The 22,914-nt window shown below is 64.7% G+C and carries 17 protein-coding genes; 10 read left to right on the plus strand and 7 right to left on the minus strand.

What is annotated here, in order from left to right; genetic code table 11:
- Positions 1–45 precede the first annotated feature (45 nt).
- The 4 genes from ABDB84_RS08130 to dsdA are packed head-to-tail and all read left to right on the plus strand — an operon-like array spanning position 46 to position 4,987.
- Complete coding sequence (locus ABDB84_RS08130; RefSeq protein WP_345919212.1) at positions 46–987, plus strand: ABC transporter permease; 942 nt, start codon at positions 46–48, stop codon at positions 985–987.
- A 13-nt stretch (positions 988–1,000) separates the two neighbouring features.
- Positions 1,001–1,918, plus strand: coding sequence for an ABC transporter permease (locus ABDB84_RS08135; RefSeq protein ID WP_345919213.1), 918 nt, complete (start codon positions 1,001–1,003; stop codon positions 1,916–1,918).
- Positions 1,919–1,925: 7 nt separating this feature from the next.
- On the plus strand, positions 1,926–3,596 hold the full coding sequence (locus tag ABDB84_RS08140; RefSeq protein ID WP_345919214.1) for a dipeptide ABC transporter ATP-binding protein: 1,671 nt from the start codon (positions 1,926–1,928) through the stop codon (positions 3,594–3,596).
- Between the two features lie 23 nt (positions 3,597–3,619).
- Entirely contained in the window at positions 3,620–4,987 is a 1,368-nt protein-coding gene (gene dsdA / locus ABDB84_RS08145) for a D-serine ammonia-lyase (RefSeq protein WP_345919215.1), read from the plus strand.
- A 12-nt stretch (positions 4,988–4,999) separates the two neighbouring features.
- Here dsdA and ABDB84_RS08150 read toward each other — a convergent pair whose 3' ends face one another.
- Complete coding sequence (locus ABDB84_RS08150; RefSeq protein ID WP_345919216.1) at positions 5,000–6,865, minus strand: AI-2E family transporter; 1,866 nt, start codon at positions 6,863–6,865, stop codon at positions 5,000–5,002.
- A 142-nt stretch (positions 6,866–7,007) separates the two neighbouring features.
- Positions 7,008–8,018 (minus strand): helix-turn-helix domain-containing protein, encoded by a 1,011-nt coding sequence (locus ABDB84_RS08155; protein WP_345919217.1) that lies wholly within the window; start codon positions 8,016–8,018, stop codon positions 7,008–7,010.
- Between the two features lie 293 nt (positions 8,019–8,311).
- On the opposite strand from ABDB84_RS08155, the gene eat reads away from it, so the two are divergent.
- The 6 genes from eat (at position 8,312) to ABDB84_RS08185 (ending at position 17,771) form a co-directional block, all read left to right on the plus strand.
- Positions 8,312–9,697: an ethanolamine permease gene (eat, locus tag ABDB84_RS08160; protein WP_345919218.1), complete on the plus strand. Its 1,386-nt coding sequence runs from the start codon at positions 8,312–8,314 to the stop codon at positions 9,695–9,697.
- A gap of 24 nt (positions 9,698–9,721) precedes the next feature.
- Positions 9,722–11,104, plus strand: coding sequence for an ethanolamine ammonia-lyase subunit EutB (locus ABDB84_RS08165; protein WP_345919219.1), 1,383 nt, complete (start codon positions 9,722–9,724; stop codon positions 11,102–11,104).
- 9 nt (positions 11,105–11,113) lie between these two features.
- Positions 11,114–11,926, plus strand: coding sequence for an ethanolamine ammonia-lyase subunit EutC (gene eutC / locus ABDB84_RS08170; protein ID WP_345919220.1), 813 nt, complete (start codon positions 11,114–11,116; stop codon positions 11,924–11,926).
- A 58-nt stretch (positions 11,927–11,984) separates the two neighbouring features.
- On the plus strand, positions 11,985–12,851 hold the full coding sequence (locus tag ABDB84_RS08175; RefSeq protein WP_345919221.1) for a TorF family putative porin: 867 nt from the start codon (positions 11,985–11,987) through the stop codon (positions 12,849–12,851).
- Between the two features lie 230 nt (positions 12,852–13,081).
- A complete protein-coding gene (locus ABDB84_RS08180; RefSeq protein WP_345919222.1) occupies positions 13,082–15,181 on the plus strand; it encodes a TonB-dependent siderophore receptor in 2,100 nt (699 codons plus the stop codon).
- Between the two features lie 7 nt (positions 15,182–15,188).
- On the plus strand, positions 15,189–17,771 hold the full coding sequence (locus ABDB84_RS08185; RefSeq protein WP_345919223.1) for a PepSY domain-containing protein: 2,583 nt from the start codon (positions 15,189–15,191) through the stop codon (positions 17,769–17,771).
- Between the two features lie 29 nt (positions 17,772–17,800).
- Here ABDB84_RS08185 and ABDB84_RS08190 read toward each other — a convergent pair whose 3' ends face one another.
- From ABDB84_RS08190 to ABDB84_RS08210, 5 genes are all read right to left on the minus strand, one after another.
- Positions 17,801–19,108 (minus strand): amidase, encoded by a 1,308-nt coding sequence (locus tag ABDB84_RS08190; RefSeq protein ID WP_345919224.1) that lies wholly within the window; start codon positions 19,106–19,108, stop codon positions 17,801–17,803.
- Positions 19,108–19,800, minus strand: a complete 693-nt coding sequence (locus ABDB84_RS08195; protein WP_345919225.1) for a DUF2848 domain-containing protein — start codon at positions 19,798–19,800, stop codon at positions 19,108–19,110. Before ABDB84_RS08195 ends, ABDB84_RS08190 begins: the two co-directional genes overlap by 1 nt.
- Before the next feature lie 31 nt (positions 19,801–19,831).
- Positions 19,832–21,115, minus strand: coding sequence for a TRAP transporter large permease (locus ABDB84_RS08200; protein ID WP_345919226.1), 1,284 nt, complete (start codon positions 21,113–21,115; stop codon positions 19,832–19,834).
- Positions 21,112–21,738: a TRAP transporter small permease subunit gene (locus tag ABDB84_RS08205; RefSeq protein ID WP_345919227.1), complete on the minus strand. Its 627-nt coding sequence runs from the start codon at positions 21,736–21,738 to the stop codon at positions 21,112–21,114. Before ABDB84_RS08205 ends, ABDB84_RS08200 begins: the two co-directional genes overlap by 4 nt.
- Positions 21,739–21,804: 66 nt before the next feature.
- Entirely contained in the window at positions 21,805–22,848 is a 1,044-nt protein-coding gene (locus ABDB84_RS08210; RefSeq protein ID WP_345919228.1) for a TRAP transporter substrate-binding protein, read from the minus strand.
- Positions 22,849–22,914 lie beyond the last annotated feature (66 nt).

Raw genomic sequence — 22,914 nt, forward strand, 5'->3', positions numbered from 1 at the left:
TGTGGTCGCGGCGCTTCCTTCTCCGCAAACTGGGTTTGACTTGCCATGTATATCTTCGTCCTGCGGCGCATCCTGTCCACCATTCCGGTGCTCGGCATTGTGGCGCTCATCGTGTTCATGATGCTGCACCTGGCGCCCGGCGATCCGGCTGCCATCATCGTGGGCGACAATGGTTCGCTTGCCGACATCCAGCGGGTGCGCGATCAGCTCGGCCTCAATGAATCCTTGCCGATGCAGTTCTGGCACTGGTTGCTGCGTCTCTTGCAGGGCGATCTGGGACGCTCGATCTTCATCCCGCAAAGCGTGGTGTCGCTGATCGGCCAGCGCATCGGTCCGACCTTCTCGCTGGCTGGCCTGACCCTGGTATTCACCTTGTTGCTGGCCATTCCGCTGGGCACCATCGCCGCCTGGAAGCGCAACAGCTGGCTCGACCGTGGCCTGATGGCCGCCTCGGCAGCCGGCTTTTCGGTGCCGGCCTTCGTCGTCGGCTATCTCTTCATCTGGCTGTTCGGGCTGCGTCTGCAATGGTTTCCGGTGCAGGGCTACATCCCGCCGGCGCAGAGCCTGAGTGGCTGGCTGCATGGCCTGGTGCTGCCGGCGCTGACCCTGGCGATGGTCTATATCGCGCTGATTGCACGGGTTACCCGTGCGGCGGTCTCCGAAGCGCTGACCGAGGACTACATCCGCACCGCACGTTCCAAGGGTATCGCCGAATGGCGCGTGCTGCTGCGCCACGCGCTGGCCAATGCCGCCGTGCCGATCGTCACCGTGGTCGGCATCGGCGTGGCCTTGCTGATCACCGGCGTGGTGGTGACCGAGACCGTCTTCGCGATTCCCGGCCTCGGCCGCCTCACCGTAGATGCCGTGCTGTCGCGCGATTTTCCGATGATCCAGGGTGTGACGTTGTTTTTCTCCTTCGTCTACGTCGTGGTCAATCTTCTGGTGGATCTGAGCTATCTGCTGCTCGATCCGCGTATCCGTTACTGATCCGGGCGCGCTCATGTCTTCTTCTGTTCTTCCTTCGATTTCCGCGCCAGCACCCGGACGTGCCTTGCTGCGGCGGCTGTGGGCGCATGGCCCGATCCGCTGGAGCAGCTTGCTGCTGCTGTTGTTGCTCGTGCTGGTGGTCGGCGCGCCATGGTTCGGCACCTTGCTGCCGGATGCGATGGACCCGGCCAATGCCAATCTGCCGATGTTCACGCGTGCGCTGTTCAATGATCTCTCCGGCGATAGCTACGAGCATCTGTTCCTGCTGGGTACCGACGCGATGGGGCGTGATCTGTGGAGCCGCATGTTGTATGGCGGCCGCATTTCGCTGACGGTGGGCGCCGTGGTGGCGCTGTTCTCGCTGCTGCTCGGTTCCCTGGTCGGTCTGGTCAGCGGCTATTTCCGCCGCGTCGATATGCTGTTGATGCGCTGCATGGATGGCCTGATGGCGATCCCCGCGATGATCTTTGCGATCAGCCTGGTGGCGATCTTCGGAGCGCGGCTGAGCACCTTGCTGGTAGCGATCACCATTCCGGAGATCCCGCGTGTCGCACGTCTGGTGCGTTCGGTGGTGCTCGGCGTGCGCGAGGAGGCCTATGTAGAAGCGGCGGTGGCGCTGGCCACGCCGACGCTGAAAATCCTGCGTCGCCACATCCTGCCCAATGCCATCGCCCCGCTGATCATCCAGGGCACCTACATCTGCGCGGCAGCGATTCTCATCGAATCCAGCCTGTCCTTCCTCGGTCTGGGGCTGTCGGCTGAAGAGGCTACCTGGGGCAGCATCATGGCCGAGGGGCGCAGCCAGTTCAATCAGCATCCGAATGTCGTCCTGCTGCCCGGCGTGCTGCTGGCGCTGACGGTACTGGCGGTCAATATGCTCGGTGATGGTCTGCGCGACAGGCTCGATCCCAAGTTCAACAAGCGGACCTGATGCAATCATGAGCGCGATTCCTTCCCCCAATGAAACTGCCGTGCCCGTGCTCTCGGTACGCGATCTGAGTATTGCGCTGCCGCCGGGCGCCGACCGTCCGCATGCGGTGGCGAACATTTCCTTTGACGTGCATGCCGGGCGCATCCTGTGTCTGCTGGGCGAATCCGGTTCTGGCAAGTCGATTCTTGCCAGCACGGTGATGGGCCTGTTGCCCGAGGGTTTGCGTCCCGTCGGCGGGCAGGTGCTGCTGCACGATCAGGATGTGCTGCGCTACTCCCCCGAAGCGATGCGCGCAATTCGCGGCAGCCAGGTCGCCATGGTGTTCCAGGAGCCGATGACGGCGCTCAATCCGGTGATGAGCTGTGGCGCCCAGGTCGACGAGGTTTTGCGCCAGCACACCGCGCTGGATCGTGCCGGGCGCCGCGCACGCGTGCTGGAGATCTTCCAGCATGTACGCCTGCCGGAGCCGCAGCGCATCTACGACAGCTTCCCGCACCAGCTCTCGGGCGGCCAGCGGCAGCGCATCGTGATTGCGATGGCGCTGATCCTCAAGCCAGCCTTGCTGATCTGCGACGAGCCGACCACGGCGCTGGATGTCACCACGCAGGCCGAGATCCTCAAGCTGATCCGCGACTTGCAGGCCGAGAACGGTACGGCAGTGTTGTTCATCACCCATGACTTCGGCGTCGTTGCCGAGATCGCCGACGAGGTGGTGGTGCTGCAACTGGGCCAGATGATCGAGCACGGCAGCAAGGAACAGGTGCTCACCGCACCGCGCGAGGACTATACGCGCAGCCTGCTCGATGCGGTGCTTGAACTGGAGCCGGCGCAGCGCCCTGAGCTGCCACACAGCTATCCGCTGCTCGAAGTGCAGCACCTGTTCAAAACTTACGAGACACGGCGCTGGCCGGCCAAGCCGCGGATCGTGAATGCGGTCGATGACATTTCGCTGCGCTTGCACGCCGGCGAGACCATCGGCATCGTCGGCGAATCCGGTTCCGGCAAGTCCACCTTCGCACGCTGCGTGGCGCGCCTGATCGAGCCCAGCGCGGGCGACATCTTCTCCGACGGGCGCTCGGTGGCGCGTGCCAGCGTGCGCGATCTGCGCCCCTTCCGTCAGGTGGTGCAGGTGGTGTTCCAGGACCCTTACCGTTCGCTCAATCCGCGTCAGACCGTGGGCGAGTCGATCATCGAAGGCCCGCTCAATTTCGGCGTGCCGCGCGCCCAGGCCTGGGCAGCGGCCGAAGAGCTGATGCGTCTGGTGCGCATGAAGCCGGAGGCGCTGCGTCGCTATCCGAGCGAGTTCTCCGGCGGTCAGCGCCAGCGCATCTCGATTGCCCGCGCGCTGGCCTGCAAACCCAAGGTGCTGATTGCGGACGAAGCGGTGTCGGCGCTGGACGTGTCGGTGCAGGCGCAGATCCTGCAGCTGCTCGACGACATCCAGCGTGAGCTGCGCATCGGCATTCTCTTCATCACCCACGATCTGCGGGTGGCCAGTCGCATCTGTGACCGCATCGTGGTGCTGCATCAGGGCAAGGTGGTGGAGGAAGGTCCGGCGCGCAATTTGTTCACCGCGCCGCAAAGCGACTACACGCGCTTGCTGATGGCGGCTGCGCCGGGTCGGGCGTATCGCTTTGCGCGCTCGTCTGCCGCGCCGAGTGTGCTGGTCGATGCCTGAGCGAATCCGGGTGGAAATGAAAAATGCATGATCAGGAAGCGCTCAATCTGACCGAGGCCATTGCTTACTGGCGCGAGCAGCCGCTGCCGCGCGCGCTGATGGCGCTGCAGGAAGTCGCCTGGTTCAACCCTGCCGTGCGGCCACTGGCCGAAGCGCTTGGCGATGTCGGCCTGGGCCGCGCCGAGCTCGACGATGCAGCCGCCCGTCTGGCGCGTTTTGCGCCTTATCTGGCCAAGGCTTTTCCCGATACGGCGGCCAGCCAGGGCATCATCGAATCGCCCTTGCGCCCGCTCGGCGCCTTGCAGCCGGTGCTGGCGGCGTACTACGGCATGGCCTTGCCGGGGCAGCTGTGGATGAAGATGGACAGCCATCTGCCGGTGTCCGGCTCGATCAAGGCGCGCGGCGGCATCTATGAGGTGCTCCAGCACGCCGAAAGCCTTGCGCTGGAGGCCGGGCTGATTACTCTGGAGGCCGATTACGGTTGTCTGGCCAGCGATGCGGCCCGCGCCTTTTTCGGCCACTACCGCATTGCCGTCGGCTCCACCGGTAATCTGGGGCTGTCGATCGGCATCATCAGCGCCTGTCTGGGCTTCCAGGTCACGGTGCACATGTCGGCCGATGCGCGGCAGTGGAAGAAAGACAAGCTGCGCGCCCATGGCGTCTGCGTGGTCGAGCATGAAGCCGACTACAGCAGCGCCGTGGCCGAGGGCCGGCGTCAGGCAGCGGCCGATCCCGCCTGTCATTTCATCGACGATGAAAATTCGCAGCATCTCTTCCTCGGCTACGCGGTGGCGGCCTTGCGTCTGCAGGCGCAGTTTGCCGCGCAGCAGATCCGTGTCGACGCCGAGCACCCGCTGTTCGTCTATTTGCCCTGCGGGGTGGGCGGTGGCCCCGGCGGGGTGGCGTTTGGCCTCAAGCTGGTGTTTGGCGATGCCGTGCATTGCATCTTCGCCGAGCCCACGCATTCGCCCTGCATGCTGCTGGGCGTGCATACCGGTTTGCACGAGGCGGTCGCGGTCAGCGATTTCGGTATCGACAATCTCACTGCGGCCGATGGTCTGGCGGTCGGTCGGCCCTCGGGCTTTGTCGGGCGGGCCATGCAAAGGCTGATCGACGGCTATTACACGGTCAGCGACGAGCGTCTGTTTGCCTTGCTGGCGCTGACTGCGCAGCACGAGCAGATCTGCCTGGAGCCTTCGGCATTGGCTGGTCTGCCGGGCATCACCTGGGTCCTGGCGGCGCAGCAGCGGGACTATCGCGCGCGGATGGCGCTCGACGCGCAGCAGCTTGAGCGGGCCACGCATCTGGTCTGGGCGACCGGTGGCAGCATGGTGCCCGAGGCGCAGATGCGCGACTACCTGGCCCAGGGCCAGGCGGCGCTGGCCGCTTGAGGCAGACCGCGCTCAGACCTGCTGCGTGGCTCGCGCTTCCTTTGCCAGCAGGCTGTACGCCAGATCCACCGCGTCCTGATAATTGCCGACCATCGCGTCGGCGCCGCACTCGGCGGCGCTGGGGCGGGTGAAGGGGGCATCGATCTCTTCGAGTACGCGCATCACCGCCAGCGGGGTGTGCGGCTGCAGTGCGCGCAAGGCGGTGAGGGTTTCGCCGAGGGCGCGGGCATGGTCTTCGGGGGCGACGCAGCTGATGATGACCAGCGGGATGTCCTGGCGGCCGGCCAGCTCGCTCAAGGCGGCAGGCGCGATCAGGCGGGCGGCCATGTGTTCGCTGTGCAGCACATTGACCATCACCTGGGCGACCAGGCTGGACACCGGGCCATCCAGATGGGTGACGTACACGCTGTGCTCGGGCGCGGCGACCGGCTTGGCACGGCGCGTATCGGCCTTGCCGCTGGCGGCGGCCAGTACCGAGGCGGCACGGCTGCGCGGTTTGGTGAGGCGCTGATGTGACATGGCATTGATCAGCGCGAGGATGGCGTGATTCATGTGTGCCTGCTCGTCCTGCGTGATCTCGTTCTCGCTGAAGTCGATGTAGGCCAGGCGGATCGCGGCGAGCATCACCTGATCGCTGTATTGGTGTAGCGGCTTGTCCTTGAGGAACTTGCGCAGGCCGCGCACCAGTTCGGCCGAGTCGCCGGACAACGAGCGCTGGTAGAAGCGTTCGGCCAGGCTCAGTGCCGAGATGTCGCCGAGCAGGATTTCGAGGAAGTTGAGCGCCCGCACATAGCGCCCGGCGACCACCAGGCAGAGCGTCAGCGGCGTGGACAGGATCAGGCCGATCGGGCCCCACATGGCGCTCCAGAAGATTGCGGCGATCACCACCGAGAGTGGCGACAGTCCGGTGGAGTGGCCGTAGAGCTTGGGCTCGAAGAATTGTGCGATGACGATCTCGATGAACAGGAAGATCAGCACGGTGATCAGCATCAGGCTCCAGCCCTCGGACATCGCGGCGGCCATGACGGTGGCCGCACCGGCGGCGATCCAGATGCCGATGTAGGGGATGAAGCGCGCCACTGCGGTGAGTGCCCCCCAGAACAGTGCGCCGCTCAGCCCCGCAAGCCCCAGCGCAAGGGCCACCAGGCCGCCAACCAGGGCATTGACCGCAAACTGCGAGACGAAGAAGCGTGACAGGCGCTCGGTGGCGTCGGTGATGGCTTGCGTGGTGGCGCGCAGATTGCCGCCGCTGATCAAGCGGATCACGCGGTCACGCAGCGAGTCGTAATCGAGCAGGATGAAGATCAGCACGATCAGCACGATGCCGCCTGTCTCCAGCGGCGGCAGCACGGTGTGCACGACGCTGGTGACGATCTCGAAGGGTTTGGCGTGCGGCGTCTCGATCTGCACGCGCAGCGGCGGTGTCGGGTTGTCTGCGTTGGGCGTCAGCGCGAAGCCCGGCGCTGCCGCCTGATGTTCGGGCGAGAGCTTGCTGGCCAGGTGGTCAGCCTGATTGACGATGGCATTGAGCTTGCCGAGGGTCAGCTTGTCGACGCTCTGCAGCTTATCGCGGATAGTGCGCTCGTACTGCGGCAGGCTGCTGGCCAGACGAATCGCCTGTGAGCCGAGCACCATGGTGGTACTGGCGACCCCCACGAACAGCAGTAGCACCGACAGGGCGACAGCCTGTGTCTGCCCCAGTCCCCAGTGGCGCAGCCGACGGATCAGCGGCGCGATCAGCAGGGCCAGGAAGACCGCCAGAACGACCGGGATCAGCACGTCCCGCCCGTAGTCGAGCATCACCAACAGGATGGCGGCGCCGATCAGGCGCGCGAGTTGATCAGGCGGAGTGTGTTGAGACTTGCTGGTGCCGGACATGGATCAGGATTCCCTGTTGAGAGGACGGCCGCAGTCGGCGCGTCAGGAGCGATCCGTATTGTGTACCAGCAGGGCGATTCATGCCGAGCCTCGTGAGGCGGGCAGACAGGCGCCGGGCATGCGCAGCCCGGCGGGCGCAGCGTCAGTGGCCGGCGCTCTGGCGGGCGGCCGAGGGCAGCTCGCCGAAGAGCTGGCGGTAGTCCTTGGCGAACTGGCTGAGGTGGTTGAAGCCCCAGGCGTAGGCCACGCTGGAGACCGATTCGCCATCGTGGCCGTACTTGAGCTGGCGGCGCACGGCATTGAGGCGGATGCTGCGCATATAGCTCAGTGGCGGCATGCCGGTGACTTCTTCGACGCAGTTCTGCAGCGCGCGGCGGCTCAGGTGCAGGCGCTCGCAGAGCTCGGGAATGCTCGGCGGCTGGCCGGGGTTCTGCAGCAGTTGTTCGCGGATGCGCGCCACCGTCTGTTGACGGCTGATTTGCCGGCGCGGTGTCGGCGTGCTGGCATGAGCGCCAAGCAGGACGCCGGAGAGCGCATCGAACACGCGCGTCTGCAGATCGCTGCTCAGCGCCTGGCTGGCGTGCTGCGCATTGTCGCGCGCATCGTCGAGCACATTGGAGAGGGCCGCACACAGGCGCGCCTTGTGCGACAGCGCAACGGCGATCACATCACGCTGGCGCAGCAGATGGTCCAGATCCTGGGCGTGCTCCTGGGCGAGGTATTCGGCAAAGCTCAGGCGATCCACCACCACGCCGTAGAGGTCGAAGTCCGGTGCGGTCAGCAGGTCGAACTCGGCGCCGCCATCGCGGATGCAGATGGCATTCTCGGGCAGGGGCTTGCTGCCCATGCTCATCATGCCGTCTTCGGCGGCCGGAATGCCGAACCAGATCGACTGATGCCAGGCTGCGCAGCTCTGGCGCAGCTGGCGATTGGCGCGCTCGACGAAAATCTGCGTCTTCGGCAACCATAGCTCGCTGACCATGCCCTCGAAGCTGCCCGCCGAGAGCTGGTCGTAACGCTGGTCCCAGCGCGACAGATTGAGCGCGTGCTCATCGGCGTCATTGGCGCGTGTGATGCGGTAGATGAATTTCTCGCCGGAGGCTTCGTCAAGTGCCGAGCCGGTGGCGGGAGAGAGCGTGGAAAATGGGTACATGCCGTGACCTGCGCAGTCGCTTTGTGACAACTGCGTGACATGAAAGCAAATGTCGTACCCTCTTCTGCGTGAGTCTTGAGGCTTTCGCCAAGGCGCTCCAGTAAAGGATTTGCGGCGGCTCACGGAATTTGCGCGTAGCGCTTTAGTGATAGAGCCTGAGGGGGCCGGCACAGCCATGGTGCGTGACGGGCAGTGCATTTGTGCCGATTTTTGATAGTCGGGTGCCAAATCTTGATAACGGCTTTACGGCACTCTGCGACACGATGCACTCACTGAACAAGTGGGAGTCAAACATGAGTAAATCAAGTCCGGCCACAGGTCTGTCGGCCAGTCTGGGTACCTTGCAGTTGTGGGGCATCGCCGTGGGTCTGGTGATTTCGGGGGAATATTTCGGTTGGAGCTTCGGCTGGGCCAGCGCGGGGACGCTGGGCTTCCTGATCACCACCCTGGCGGTGGCCTTGATGTATGGCACTTTCATCTTCAGCTTTACCGAGCTGACCACCAGCATTCCGCATGCAGGCGGTCCATTCGCCTACAGCTATCACGCTTTTGGCCCCACTGGCGGTTATCTCGCCGGCATGGCCACCCTGATCGAATTCGTGTTTGCCCCGCCGGCCATCGCGCTGGCTATCGGCGCTTATCTGAACGTGCAGTTCCCGGGTCTCGATCCGAAGATCGCAGCGGCCGGCGCCTATGTGGTGTTCATGGCGCTGAACATTGTCGGCGTGACGGTGGCTGCGACCTTCGAACTCTTCGTGACCCTCCTCGCCATCTTCGAACTGCTGGTGTTCATGGGCGTGGTCGCACCGGGCTTCTCCTTCGAGAACTTCACCAAGGGCGGCTGGTCGGGCGCTGACAGCTTCTCGCTGGCATCGATTCCCGGCATCTTTGCAGCGATTCCTTTCGCCATCTGGTTCTTCCTGGCGATTGAGGGCGTGGCGATGGCGGCTGAAGAAGTGCGTGATCCGAAGCGCTCGATTCCGATTGCCTACACCGGCGGCATCATTACCCTGGTGGTGCTGGCCATCGGCGTGATGGTTTTCGCTGGCGGTGCGGGCGACTGGACCAAGCTGGCCAATATCAATGACCCGCTGCCGCAAGCGATGAAGATGATCGTCGGTGAGTCCAGCGGCTGGCTGCACATGCTGGTCTGGCTGGGTCTGTTCGGTCTGGTGGCTTCGTTCCACGGCATCATCCTCGGCTACTCGCGTCAGATCTATGCGCAAGCACGTTCGGGTTACCTGCCGGGCTGGTTCGGCGTGGTGCATCCGCGCTTCAAGACGCCGCATCGTGCCATCCTCGCCGGTGGTGTGGTCGGTATCGCGGCGATCTTCAGCGACGAGCTGCTGTCCTTCGGTGGTCAGACCCTGACCGCCAACATCGTCACCATGTCGGTGTTCGGCGCGCTGCTGATGTACATCCTGAGCATGGCTTCGCTGTTCAAGCTGCGTCGTAGCGAACCGAACCTGACGCGTACCTACAAGGCGCCGTTCTACCCGATCTTCCCGGCCATTGCGCTGACCGGTGCGGTGATCTGCCTGATCACGGTGAGCTGGTTCAATCCGCTGCTGGCTGCCGTGTTCGTCGGCATCATGGCTGTCGGCTACGCCTACTTCCTGCTGACGCACAGCCAGCGCACGGCGCTGCCGATGGATGCCCTGGCATCCGAGGCGAACTGAGTCCTGGCGTAACGGAGCAGCACCATGGCCTATTCTGCAAGCGTTGGCGTCCGGCGGCATGTGTTCGCAGACCTCAAGGTTCTGCTGGCGAAAGCCAGTCCGCTGCGCTCGGGCGACATGCTCGCCGGCGTGGCGGCCGCCTCGGAGGAGGAGCGCATGGCGGCACGCATCGCGCTCGCCGACCTGCCGCTGGCGCGCTTCCTGCAGGAAGCCGTGGTGCCCTACGAAGAAGACGAAGTCACGCGCATCATCATCGATGATCACGATGCGCAGGCCTTTGCACCGGTCGCCAGTCTCACCGTCGGTGAGCTGCGCGACTGGCTGCTGTCTGATCAGGCCGATGCCGCCGCGCTGAAGGCTGTGGCACGCGGCCTGACGCCGGAGATGGTGGCGGCGGTGAGCAAGCTGATGCGTAATCAGGATCTGATCCTGGTCGCCGCCAAGTGCGAGGTGGTGACGCGCTTTCGCAATACCATCGGGCTGCGCGGCCGCCTGGCGGTGCGCCTGCAGCCGAATCACCCGACCGATGATGCACGCGGCATTGCCGCCTCGATGCTCGACGGTCTGCTCTACGGTGCGGGTGACGCGGTCATCGGCATCAACCCGGCGACCGACAGTCTGCCGGCGATCAGCGCGCTGCTGCGCCTGATCGACAACTTTCGCGAACAATACGATGTGCCGACGCAAAGCTGTGTGCTGACGCATGTCACCAATACCATTCGCGCCATCGAGAAGGGCGCGCCGGTGGATCTGGTGTTCCAGTCGATTGGCGGCACCGAGGGCGTGAACAAGAGTTTCGGCGTCACGGCGGCGATTCTCGAAGAGTCCATGCATGCCGCGCGCAGCTTGAAGCGCGGCACGGTGGGCGACAACGTGATGTATTTCGAAACCGGGCAGGGCAGTGCGCTGTCGGCCAATGCGCATCACGGTGCCGACCAGCAAACCATCGAGACGCGTGCCTATGGCTTGGCGCGACGCTTCGAGCCGCTGCTGGTCAATACCGTGGTCGGCTTTATCGGTCCGGAATATTTGTACGACGGCAAGCAGATCATCCGCGCCGGGCTTGAAGATCACTTCTGCGGCAAGCTGCTGGGCCTGCCGATGGGCTGTGATATCTGCTATACCAATCATGCCGAAGCCGATCAGGACGACATGGATACGCTGCTCACCTTGCTGGGGGTGGCGGGCATCAATTTCATCATCGGCGTGCCGGGGGCCGATGACATCATGCTGAACTACCAGAGCACCTCGTTCCACGATGCGCTGTACCTGCGCCGTGTGCTCAACCGCCGGCGTGCGCCGGAGTTCGAGGACTGGCTCGAACGCATGGGTGTCACCGATTATCGCGGCGAACTCTTGCCGCCGGGGCCGCAACAGGCCCTGCTGGCCCATGCCAACAGTATTTGAGCGCCGCGCATGAGTAAATCGATCAAGAATCCTGCGGCGATCACCCACGACCCCTGGACCGGCCTGCAAAGCCTTACCCGCGCACGTGTCGCGCTGGGCCGCAGCGGCGTCAGCATGCCGAGCCGTGAAGTGCTGCGCTTCGGCCTGGCGCATGCGCAGGCACGCGATGCCGTGCATCAGGCGCTGGATGTGGAGAGCCTGGCCGAGACGTTCACCGACCAGGGTTTCCGCTGCCTGCATGTCGCCAGTCGTGCGCCGGATCGCGCCAGCTATCTGCGCCGTCCCGACTGGGGGCGCCGTCTGGCCGAGGCCTCGGCGCAGCAGCTTGGCCAGCAAGCGCCGCAATGCTGGCCGGCCGAGCCGCCGCTGGCCTTCGTGGTGGCCGATGGTTTGTCTTCGCTGGCGACGCAGAGCCATGCCTTGCAGCTGGTGATGAACCTGCTGCCGTATTTCCCCGATTTGCGCGACAGCCCGATCCTCATCGCTACCCAGTCGCGCGTGGCGCTGGGCGACGAGGTGGGCGAGATCCTCAAGGCCGGCATGGTGGTGATGCTGATCGGTGAGCGGCCCGGCCTGTCCTCGCCGGACAGCCTGGGCATCTACCTCACCGCGCAGCCACGCGTCGGTTTCAACGATGCCCAGCGCAACTGTATTTCGAATGTCAGGCCGGAAGGCCTGGACTACGCGGAGGCTGCGCGCAAGCTCGCCTTCCTGATTGCCGGCGCGCGCCAGCTCGGTCGCACCGGCGTTGACCTCAAGGACGACAGCGATGCCCTCGCTGCGCCCGCGAGGGACGCGCAAGCCTTGTCGGTCGAACCCTGAGATGACGTTCAGGTCTGCCCCGGCGAAATCCACACCCCTCTTTTCAAAGGAGAGTTTCATGTCCGTTCAACACGCAAGTCTTATCCATCGCAGTGTGCTGGGTGCCGCCGTTGCGGCAGCGCTGCTCGCCATGCCTGCCGCCCAAGCTGCTGATGCGGCACCGGCTGCATCCGACTGGAGTTTCCCGGCAACGGTCGGTGTGGTCAGTGACTACATCTTCCGCGGTCAGTCGCAGAGCTGGGGCAAGCCCAGTCTGCAAGCCAGCGTCGAGGCCGATCATGCATCGGGCATCTATGTCGGTACCGCGTTTGAAACCGTGTCCTCGCAATGGCTGCCGGGCGCCAAGGGTGAGCTGGACTTCTTCGGTGGCTACCGTAACAAGATCGCCGATACCGTCGGCTACGATGTGGGCGCCGTGTACTACACCTACCCGGGCGGCAACTGGAAGGACTCGGTGTTCTCGCCGACCGCGCCGAACAGCCTGAACACGCTGGAAGTCTATGCGTCGGTCTCGTATTCCTTCCTGAGCCTGAAGGCCGGCCGCACGATGACCGAATACTTCGGCTGGAGCACCGACAACTCGCCGACCGGCACCGGTTTTGCGGGCAATCCCAGCGCGGGCGTGACCGGCAGCACCAAGGGTTCCTACTTCTACGAAGCCAATGCGAGCTATGACGTTGTTGAAGGTTGGACCCTGAGCGGCCAGCTCGGTCGTCAGGTGATCGCGCATTCCAAGGGGCTCAACATCAATTACTACAAGGTCGGCGTCAGCCATGCGCTGCCGGCGGGCTGGTCGGCAGGCGTGTTCTACTCGGGCACCAACGAGCCGACGGCGTACAAAAACTTCATCAGCTTGGCCAACGGTGCGACGAGCTCCAATATCGCCAAGAAGAAGGCGTTCGTGACGGTCAGCAAGGCTTTCTGAGCGCAGTCGTTCGAGCAGTAAAAAGGCACGCAAGGCCCCGTCGCGAGACGGGGCTTTGTCATTCTGGGCTTTGTGTTGAACGTAGCTTGGCGCTTGATCTGGCGGTGCAGCACGCAAATGCGTATAGTTATCATTTGCATGCTGTTGCGCGAGGCCACGAACGCTGTGGTGCAGCAGTTGTCCTGAATCACCGCCGCCGAGAAGTCATCCTAATGAATGCCGCAGCTTGTTTGTCCAAACGCCGTATCTGTCTTGCCCTCAGCTTTCTGAACCTCCCCCTTGCCGCCTGGGCGGCCAGCAACGAAGCGGCTGATCCGCAGCTCGACGCCGTGGTCGTCAGCGCCAGGAAAAACGATGGCCTGCGTCCGCAGCGCGTCGAGGCCGGCACCTTCCGTGGCTCCGACATCATGGATGTGCCCTCCACGGTGAATGTGGTCACACGCGAAGCGCTCGATCGCCAGGGCGCCAGCGGTCTGTACGATGCGGTGCGCAATACCGCCGGGGTGACGCGCCAGCAAAACGGCGGCGAGACCTGGGACCAGCTGGTGATTCGCGGCATCACCGTCGAGAACCGCACCAATTACCGCCTCAACGGCAGCTTGCCGCTGATGAACTTCGGCCAGGCCATGCTTGAGGACAAGGAGCGCGTTGAAGTGCTCAAGGGCGCCTCGGCGCTGTACTACGGTTTTGCGGCGCCCTCGGGCATCGTCAATTACGTCACCAAGCGACCGACCAAGACGGCGCTGAGCAGCGTGTCGATGAATCTCGATCAGTACGGCACGGCGATTGTCGCGGCGGACATCAGCCGTCGTCTGGGCGAGCAGGGCGATTACGGCCTGCGTCTGAATGCCGGCGGCGGCAATCTGGGCTCTTATCTGGATGGTGTGGACAATGGCAATCGGCGCTTTGCCGCGCTGGCCTTTGACGGTCGTATCTCCAGCCGCCTGCGGGTCAGCGCCGATGTCGAATACGACCATCGCAAGACCACCGAGCAAGTCGGCATAACCCTGCCGACCGCGGTGAGCAACGTGATCACCCTGCCGCACCCGGTTGATCCCAGCAAACTGGTTGGCCCCGATTCAGCGAAGTTCGAAACCGACGCCGTCAATGCGCTGATCAAGGCCGATTACGCACTCAATGATGACTGGACCGTGCGTTTCGAAGGCGGCCATGCGCAGACCTCGCGTGACCGCAATCTGGCCACCTTCCGCTTCACCAGCGCGGCGACGGTGGCCACCGGCGCCGGGCGTATCCAGGGCACCAGCCAGCACTCGCTGCTCAAGTCCGACCTGCTCAAGACCGAGCTTTACGGCAATGTCGAGGCCCTTGGCGTGCAGCACGATCTGAGCATCGGCGTCTCGCACACCACCAAGTCGCAGGACCCGATCTACCAGTCGAGCTACGCCTACGCCAGCCAGAATCTCTACAACCCGGTGCCGATTGGCGCGCTCACCTGGACCGCCGCCGCCGCCACCCCGAGCACCGCCGAGCTCAATACCACCGACACCGGCTTTTACACCATGGACCGCATCAATCTGGGCGAGCGCTGGCAGCTGATCGGTGGCCTGCGCCACTCGATGTACCGCAGCGACCAGAGCGACAACCACTACGACGTGAGCAAGACCACGCCGATGCTGGCGGCGGTGTATCGGCCGCTGCAGGCGCTGTCGTTCTACGCCTCGTATGCACGCGGTCTGGAGGAAGGCGATACGGCGCCGACGGGCACCAATAACGTCGGCCAGCGCATGGCGCCGGGCGTCAGCAAGCAATACGAGCTGGGCAGCCGCTGGCAGAGCGCAGGCGGCACCCTGCTGTCGGTCGCGCTGTTCCAGATCGACCGGCCGGGCGCCTACACCAATACCGCCGGTGATTACGTCGGCGATGGCGAGCAACGCTACCGTGGTATCGAGCTGTCGACGCAAGGGCAGATCACGCCGGCACTGGGCTGGATGACCTCGGCGCAATGGCTGGACCCGCGTTTCGTGCGCACGGCGGCGGCCTATGAAGGCAAGCTGCCCGAAAATGCCGCCCGCCGCACCGCCAGCGCCTTCCTTACCTACGACATCGCCTGGGTGCCGGGCCTGAGCCTCAGTGGCGGCAGCTACTTCACCGGTCGTCGCCCGGTCAATGACCTGAACCAGGCCTGGCTGTCCTCGGTGACGATTTACACCGCAGGCGCACGCTATGTCACGCACATTTCCGGCAAGCAAGTGAGCTGGCAGCTCAATGTCGAGAACCTGACTGACAAGGAATACTGGGCCGGCGCCGGCACCCGTCTGGCTGCAGGCGCACCGCGCACCATCAAGCTCGGCATGAAGATCGACCTCTGAGGCGCTGATGGCGACCCTTTTCTCAGGCGCGCGCGCCCTGGTCCGCTGGACGCTGTTCCAGCTGCACTGGGTGGTCGGCATCACGGCAGGCAGCTTGCTGATGCTGATCGGCCTGAGTGGCGCGACCCTGTCCTTTGAAGAGGAGTGGCTGGCCGCACTCAATCCGGGCGTGCTCAGCGTGCCACAGCGCAGCACTCCAGCGCTCACGCCGCCGCAATTGCTGGCGGCGCTGGGGCCGCTGCCGGCCGGGCAGACGATCGGTACGGCGATCTTCAGCGCCACGCCGGGACATAGCGTCGAGCTCTTGCTCAAGACGCCGCCGGGCGCGCCCAAGGCGCTGCCGCTCTACGTTGATCCCTACAGCGGCCAGCTGCTCGGCACGGCACGCGGACAGGCCTTTTTCGACTGGGTGGAGCGCCTGCACCGCTTCCTGCTGCTGCCGCGTGAGCCGGGCCGTGTGGCTGCGGGCATTCTGTCGATCTGTCTGCTGTGGCTGATCGCCTCCGGCATCTACCTGCGTTGGCCGCGCCAGCCGCTGAACTGGCGTGTCTGGCTGAGCTTCAACCCGCGCCTCAAGGGGCGCCCCTTTCTGTGGGCGCTGCACGCGGTGGTGGCGACCTGGGCGCTGCCCGCCTGGCTGCTGCTGGCGAGCACCGGGATCTACTGGTCTTTCGATGCGGTGCGCAGCACGGTCGATGGCTGGGCCGATGTCAAACGCGCGCCGCGCATGAAGCCCGAGGGGCGCAACAAACCCGAAGCGAAGGCGGAGCCCGCCGCAGCGCCCGATCTGAGCGCGGCCTGGCAGCGCTTCCAGGACACGGTGCCGGCCTGGCGCGAGCTGCGTCTGCGCTTGCCGGAGCGTGCCGGCGGCGCGCTGGAAATCCTCTGGCTGGCGCCGGATGCCGCCCACGAGCGGCAGCGCAACAGCATCCAGATCGCGCTTGATGGCGAGCTCAAAAAGGATCAGCGCTTTGCCGAACAAAGCGCGGGCAAGCGCGCGCTGGCAGCGATCTACCCGCTGCACATGGGGCGCTATTTCGGTTTGCCGGTGCGCATCCTGATGATGCTCTCGGCCCTGGCGCTGCCGCTGCTGGGCATCAGCGGCTGGTTGCTGTACCTGCGCCGGCGCCGCCAGCAGCGTGATGCAGCTGCGCAGCGCAAGGCCCTGACGCCCTCCGCCGGGGCGGGCGACACCGAGGAACAGACCATCCTGGTGGCCTGGGCCAGCCAGAGCGGGCGCGCCGAATCCCTGGCGCTGCGCACCGCGGCGGCCTTGCAGGCGGCCGGACGCCGGGTCGTGGTCAAATCCCTGGCCGGCCTGGCGCCGCTGGAGCTGGCAGGCTACCCGCAGGCCTTGTTCGTCGTCAGTACCTTCGGTGAAGGCCAGGCGCCGGATCAGGCGCGCGGCTTTGCGCATGCGCTGGAGCAAGCGGAACTGAGCCTCGCCGATCTGCGCTTTGCCGTGCTGGCGCTGGGCAATCGCCAGTACGCCCAGTTCTGCGCCTTCGGCCAGCGCTTGCAGGCGAGCTTGCTGCAGTTTGGCGCCTCGCCCCTGCAGCCGCTCACCCCCGTGTGTGACAGCGAGCCGCAGGCACTGGAACCCTGGTTTCAGGGGCTCAGCCGCTTCGGCGTCGCGGCTGACACGCTCGACCGCCTGGCCCCGGCCGAGGTCGCACCCATCTGGCAGGATTGGCAACTGCAGCAGCGCGACCTGCTCAATCCGGGCAGCAGTGGCGAGCCCTTGTTCGAGCTGAGCCTGCTGCCCGCCAGCGCGGCCGCCTTGCCGGCCTGGCAGCCGGGGGCGCTGGCGCAGATCCAGCCGCAGCATCCGCCCCTGCTGGTGGAAGCCTTTCTGCGCGCGCATGGTTTCGATCCGCAACAGCGCTGTCAGCACGCCGGCACGACCCGCTCACTTGCCGAGTGGTTTGCCACCTCGGTCTTGCCGGCCAGCTGCGTGGCGGGCGATGTGGCGGCCCTGCTGCAGCAGATCGAGCCGTTGCCGCCGCGCGCGTATTCGATTGCCTCGATTCGTGAAGACGGCGTGCTGCAGCTGATCGTCCGCCAGCGTCACCACGCCGGCGGCATGGGTCTGGCCTCGGGTTTCCTGACCGCGCATTGCCCGCTGGGCGGCACGCTGGCTTTGCGCCTGCAGCCCAATCCGGCGTTCAGTGTGAGTCTGGAGTCACGTCCTTGCGTGTTCATCGGTAATGGTTCAGGGATTGCCGGTCTGCGCGGTTTGCTGCGCGAACGCGTGCGCCACGGCCTTGGCGATAACTGGCTGGTGTTCGGCGAGCGCCAGCGCGCCAGCGACAGCCTCTGCGCCAGCGAGTTCGATCACTGGATCGCGCGCGGCCTGCTGGAACTCGACCGCGTCTTCTCGCGCGACGCGGAGGGCGCCTATGTGCAGGACTTCCTGCGCCAGCAGGCGCCGCGTCTGCGCGCGCTGCTTGAACGCGGCGCGGTGATCCACGTCTGCGGCAGCCTGCAAGGTATGGCTGCCGGGGTCGACGCACTGCTCGCCGAGTTGCTCGGCCAGGACGGCGTCGCGGCGCTAGCCGCCCAGGGCCGCTATCGCCGCGATGTGTATTGAGCCTGCGCTGGCTGAACGGGTGTTGCCGATCAGCGCAATCCAGGCATGCCCTGCAAGGCGGCGCCGATGGCCAGCAGGCTGCGATCACTGTTGCGCTGACCGACCACCATCAGGCCGACCGGCATGGCGCCTGTCTCGCGCCTGATCGGCAGGGACAAGGCCGGCAGGTCATAGAAATTGAACACTGATGGATTGCGCAGCACCAGCAGGTTGGCCTGCGTGAATGCCGCTTCGTCCTGCAAGGCCGCGATGTGTGGCGCGACAAAGGGCACCGTGGGCAGCAGCAGCACATCGAAGTCGGCGAGCTGCGCATCAAGCGCGCTTTGCAAGGCCGTGCGCGCCTGCTGCACGCCGACATAGTGTGCGGCCGTGATCTTCTCGCCACGACGGATGCGCCCCAGCACCAGCGCGTCGAGCGCTTCGGGCTTGCTGGCGAGCACGGCGGCGTGGATGTGGGCGGCCTCGGCGGCCACCAAGGTGCCTTGTTCCTGCAGTCGGAAAGGCGCGCCCAGCCATTCGTCGAGGGCCAGATCATGCACGCTGGCACCGGCTGCGCTGAGTGCGCTCAGCGTCGCTTCGAAAGCGGCCAGCACTTCGTCTTCGCACTGACTGAACAGCAAGCCGCGTGGCACGCCAATGCGCAAACCTGCGACCGAGCGCGTCGGCAGCGCTTGCCAGGCGGTGCCGCTGAGCACGGCATCGGCCTGGGCACAATCGAGCACGCTGCGCGCCAGCGGGCCAACAGTGTCGAGGCTGAATGACAGCGGATAGGCGCCGCTGCGCGAAACGCGTGCCTGCGTCGGTTTGAAGCCGGTGACGCCGTTGAGCGCAGCCGGGATGCGGATCGAACCGCCGGTGTCCGAGCCGATGGCGATGTCGACCAGACCGCGTGCCACGCTGACGCCCGCGCCCGACGAAGAGCCGCCGGGTATGCGTGTGATATCGCAGGCGTTGCCCGGTGTGCCGTAATGCGGATTGATGCCGATGCCGGAGAAGGCGAACTCGGTCATATTGGTCTTGCCGATGATCACTGCGCCGGCCGCGCGCAGGTTTTGCACGATGGCGGCATCAGCAGCTGCGGGCGGCGCATCGCGCAGCACCGCCGAACCTGCCGTGGTGGTGTCGCCGGCGACATCGAACAAATCCTTGATCGACACCAGGCGTCCATCCAGCGGCCCCAGGCGGATGCCTTGCGCGGCGCGCGCATCGGCCGCTTGCGCTGCCGCGAGCGCCGCCGCGCTATAGACACGCGTGAAAATGCGCGCGCCCTCGTCGCCAGCGGCGCTGATCGCGGCCAGCGCAGTTTCGGTACGTTGCAAGCAGGAAGACTTGGACATCAGGCCACCTCGGGCAGGATCTGCAGTGTGTAGGAGTGCTTGAGCGAGCGCTGCAGACGCGGATCATACAGCTCCATCTCGAACACATTCGCCGGGCGGATGCCACCAATGGCAGCGACCGTGCCGCAGCTCATGCCGGTGCCATCGGGCAGTTGCGCCAGGCCCGTGGCGGCAAGATAGCCGCTGATCAGCTCACGCGGCGTGCGCAGCGTCGACAGCGGGCCTTCCTGGTAGAGCACGCGCTGACCGTTTTCCTCGATCCACGAGCGCACCATCAGCTCATCCCAGTGCGCTTCGACCTCGGCGTATAGCCAGGCGCTGCGTCCGGCTGGCTTGGGGCAGATCTGCTTGGACAGGGCGACGCTGTGCGATTCGAGTTTGCGGTCGGTGTGGTCGGAGGCGATGCTCACATAGAGCTGGCCTTCGGCGGCGAAGATGAAGGTTTCGATCTCGCCGGACGAGTGCGGGCCGACCACTTGCACGGTGTCCGCCTGGGTCAGCTGGTTGTGGCCGATGCGGTAGTACAGCGGCACGCTGCTCGGACGCGGCACGCCGATGGCGGCCAGCTCTTCGATGTGATGCTCGATGGCGGCCAGGTCGCGGCCAGCCCAGCCGGCCACCACCAGGGTGTCGATGTCGATGGCCAGCTCGCGTGCGGCGCTGGCGTATTCAATCTTGAATTGTGCTTGCATGGGAATAGTCAGTCTTGGTCAGAGGAGGTGTTCAGGCGAAGATGCGCGGCAGCCACAGCGCCAGATCGGGCATCAGGGCAAGCAGTAGCAGCATGAAGAACATGGCCGCCACGAAGGGCAGCGCGCCGATGATCACGTCATTCATCGAGCCGGCCTTGCGCAGGCTTTGCACGACGAACAGGTTGAGGCCAACGGGCGGTGTGATCAGCGCGGCTTCGACCAGGATGATGATCACGATGCCCAGCCAGATCGGGTCATAGCCGAGACCGATCATGATCGGCGCGACGATGGGGATGGTGGTGATCATCATCGACAAGGTTTCCATGAAGCAGCCCAGTACCAGATAGAAAATCACCACAACCAGCAGCATCCAGCCTGGCGACAGCCCCAGACCGCTGATCGAATTGGTCAGCGCCGAGGTGATGCCGGTGGCCGACATGACGAAGTTGAGGAAATTCGCGGCAATCACGATCAGCATGATCATGGCGGTCGAGCGCATGGTGCCTTCGATGGATTCGCGCAGCATGTTCCAGCTCAGGCGACGGAACCAGGCGGCCAGTAGCAGGGCGCCGAGTACGCCCAGCGCGGCCGCTTCGGTCGGCGTGGCGATGCCGGCGTAGATCGAGCCGACCACCAGCAGGAAGATCGCCAAGGGCGGCGCCAGATGCACCAGACTGTGCATGCGTGCGCCCCAGCTGGCGTGGATTTTCTGGCCGCCCCAGGCTGGCTTGATCAGGCAGGCAATGATCACGGTGAGGATGAACAGCGCTGCCATCGCAAAGCCGGGCAGGATGCCGGCCAGGTAGAGCTTGGGCACCGAGGAATTGGTCAGCACGCCGTAGATCACCAGATTGATCGACGGCGGGATGAGGATGCCCAGTGTGCCGCCGGCCGCCAGACTGCCCAGGAACAGCGGTTCGTTGTAGCCGTAGCGCTTGATCTGCGGCAGGGCGACGGTGCCGACGGTGGCGGCGGTCGCCACGCTGGAGCCCGAGGTCGCGGCAAACAGGGTCGAGGCGCCGATATTGGCGTGCATCAGTCCGCCCGGCAGCCACGACAGCCACAGGCTCATGGCGCCATACATGCGTTCGGCAAAACCGGCGCGCAGCAATACTTCGCCGAGCATCACGAACAGGGGGATGGAGACCAGCAGGAATTCGTTATTGGAACTCCATGACAGTTCGCCGATGGCGCGCGACAGCGGCAGCATCGAGAACAGCGGGTCGAGTGTGAGGCCGAGCACGCCGAGGGCGGCGGCAACCGGCAAGCTGAGGCCGATCAGCACCAGCAATAGAATCAGGGTCGTGGCGATCATCGTGCTTCCTCATTGCGTTCAGCCTGCACCAGACGTTCGCCGGCGGCCGCTTCCTCATCGGCCTCTTCCTGCGCCGAGCGCATGCCGCATAGTTCTTTGATGGCGCTGGTGTTGCCAGTGACCAGGGCGGTCGATGCGCGCACCAGCATCAGCGCCAGCACCACACACATCCACAGCAAACCCAGGCACCACAAACCTTGCGGAATCCACAGCGGAGTGCCCAGCGTGGTATTGGAGGCCGAGTGCTGCGTCCAGGATGAGATCACTACGTCGCTGGCATACCAGGTCAGAAAGCCCATGAAGACGCCCAGCGAGACCAGCGACAGCCAGTCCAGCAGCGCGGACAGGCGCACCGGCAATAACTGGTAGAGCACGTCGACACGGATGTTGGCGCGTTGCAAGGTGGCAAAAGCCAGCGCCCACGAGGTGCTGATGGCAAAGGCATAGCTTGAGAGCTCGTCGGCGGCGCCCGTGTTGAAGCCGAGGAATTTGCGCGCCAGCACGTCGAATGAAATCAGCAGCACGCTGGCAATGGTCAGCGCGCCACCAGCCCATACGGCCAGGCGCGAGAGTGCGTTGGCCCAGCGCAGAGGCGTGTCACTGTAGAGGAATGAATTGGTCATGATCTGTTCTCGATGCGGCGGTACCGGAATACCGCCGCTGTGGTCATGCTCAAAGCGAGCGGCGCCTTACTTGCTGGCGGTCAGCCCGACGGTTTTGCCGATGGTTGCGTTGAAGTCCTTGACGCACTGGACGTTGCAACGGGCGGCCCACTTCGGCAGCACCGATTCTTGCAGCACCTTTTTCAGCAGGGCACGATCTGCTGCGCTCGGCTGGACCAGGACCATCTTGCCCTTGACGCTCTGCGTGCAGCTGGCTGCGCCGCTGTTGCAGTCGTAGCCTTCTTGCGTCTGCTTGTCAGCCGCCGCCCAGATGCTGCTGACGAGGCCTTTGATTTCCTTGCTGAGCAGCGCTTGCACCTTGGGATTGAGCTTGTCCCAAGCTTTCTGGTTAACCGCGTGGATCTGTTGGTTCCAGTTGATCGGCAGGGCGTAGAGATGGCTTGCGACCTCGTACCACTTGGCCGAATAACCTGACAGCGAACCGGTGATTGCACAGTCCACCACCTTGTTCTGCAGCGCTGGCACCACTTCGCCAAAGGCCATGGTGACGCTGGAGCCACCGAAGGCTTCCACGAACTCTGCTTGGGTGCGGCTGCTGGTGCGGACTTTCTTGCCCTTCAGATCGGCCAGACCTTTGAAGTCGGCATTGCAGAACAAGACCTGGGCCGGATACGTCGAAATGCCCAGCAGCTTGACGCCGGATTGGGCGTAGAACTTGGTGTAGGCCGGCTCGAAGGCCTCGGTCACGGCGCGTGCGGTCTTTACGTCGGGCGCCAGGCCGGCCAGGTCGATAGCCTCGTTGATCGGATTGTCGGCCGCAAAGTAGGACAGCGTCGACGTGCCGAACTCCACCACGCCTTGCGACATCAGGCGAATCATTTCCGGTCCCTTGAGCCCCATTTCATTGAAGCCCTTGATATCGGCCGTGATCTTGCCGCCGGAGGCCATGGGGATCTTCAGCGTCCAGAAGGGGCGTTCGAAATCGTTGTACTGGCTCAGATTGCTCAGGCCGCCGACGATCTTGAGTTGGGTGGCAGGCAATTCATCGGCGTGGGCGAGCGGCGCCCAGGCGGTGCTGGCGGCGAGCAGAAGGGGAAGCAGGCGTTTCATGGAAGATCCTTTCTGGGGCAAAAACTCTATGGCTTTGGTGCTTGCGCGTTTGCTAATAGAACTGTG

Origin of the sequence: Uliginosibacterium sediminicola (assembly GCF_039631295.1) — a bacterium.
Taxonomy (GTDB): Bacteria; Pseudomonadota; Gammaproteobacteria; order Burkholderiales; family Rhodocyclaceae; genus Viridibacterium; species Viridibacterium sediminicola.

Coding starts and splice junctions, on each gene's coding strand:
- ABDB84_RS08130 (WP_345919212.1), top strand. CDS start 46: ATGTATATCTTCGTCCTGCGGCGCATCCTGTCCACCATTCCGGTGCTC.
- ABDB84_RS08135 (WP_345919213.1), top strand. CDS start 1,001: ATGTCTTCTTCTGTTCTTCCTTCGATTTCCGCGCCAGCACCCGGACGT.
- ABDB84_RS08140 (WP_345919214.1), top strand. CDS start 1,926: ATGAGCGCGATTCCTTCCCCCAATGAAACTGCCGTGCCCGTGCTCTCG.
- dsdA (WP_345919215.1), top strand. CDS start 3,620: ATGCATGATCAGGAAGCGCTCAATCTGACCGAGGCCATTGCTTACTGG.
- ABDB84_RS08150 (WP_345919216.1), bottom strand. CDS start 6,865: ATGTCCGGCACCAGCAAGTCTCAACACACTCCGCCTGATCAACTCGCG.
- ABDB84_RS08155 (WP_345919217.1), bottom strand. CDS start 8,018: ATGTACCCATTTTCCACGCTCTCTCCCGCCACCGGCTCGGCACTTGAC.
- eat (WP_345919218.1), top strand. CDS start 8,312: ATGAGTAAATCAAGTCCGGCCACAGGTCTGTCGGCCAGTCTGGGTACC.
- ABDB84_RS08165 (WP_345919219.1), top strand. CDS start 9,722: ATGGCCTATTCTGCAAGCGTTGGCGTCCGGCGGCATGTGTTCGCAGAC.
- eutC (WP_345919220.1), top strand. CDS start 11,114: ATGAGTAAATCGATCAAGAATCCTGCGGCGATCACCCACGACCCCTGG.
- ABDB84_RS08175 (WP_345919221.1), top strand. CDS start 11,985: ATGTCCGTTCAACACGCAAGTCTTATCCATCGCAGTGTGCTGGGTGCC.
- ABDB84_RS08185 (WP_345919223.1), top strand. CDS start 15,189: ATGGCGACCCTTTTCTCAGGCGCGCGCGCCCTGGTCCGCTGGACGCTG.
- ABDB84_RS08190 (WP_345919224.1), bottom strand. CDS start 19,108: ATGTCCAAGTCTTCCTGCTTGCAACGTACCGAAACTGCGCTGGCCGCG.
- ABDB84_RS08195 (WP_345919225.1), bottom strand. CDS start 19,800: ATGCAAGCACAATTCAAGATTGAATACGCCAGCGCCGCACGCGAGCTG.
- ABDB84_RS08200 (WP_345919226.1), bottom strand. CDS start 21,115: ATGATCGCCACGACCCTGATTCTATTGCTGGTGCTGATCGGCCTCAGC.
- ABDB84_RS08205 (WP_345919227.1), bottom strand. CDS start 21,738: ATGACCAATTCATTCCTCTACAGTGACACGCCTCTGCGCTGGGCCAAC.
- ABDB84_RS08210 (WP_345919228.1), bottom strand. CDS start 22,848: ATGAAACGCCTGCTTCCCCTTCTGCTCGCCGCCAGCACCGCCTGGGCG.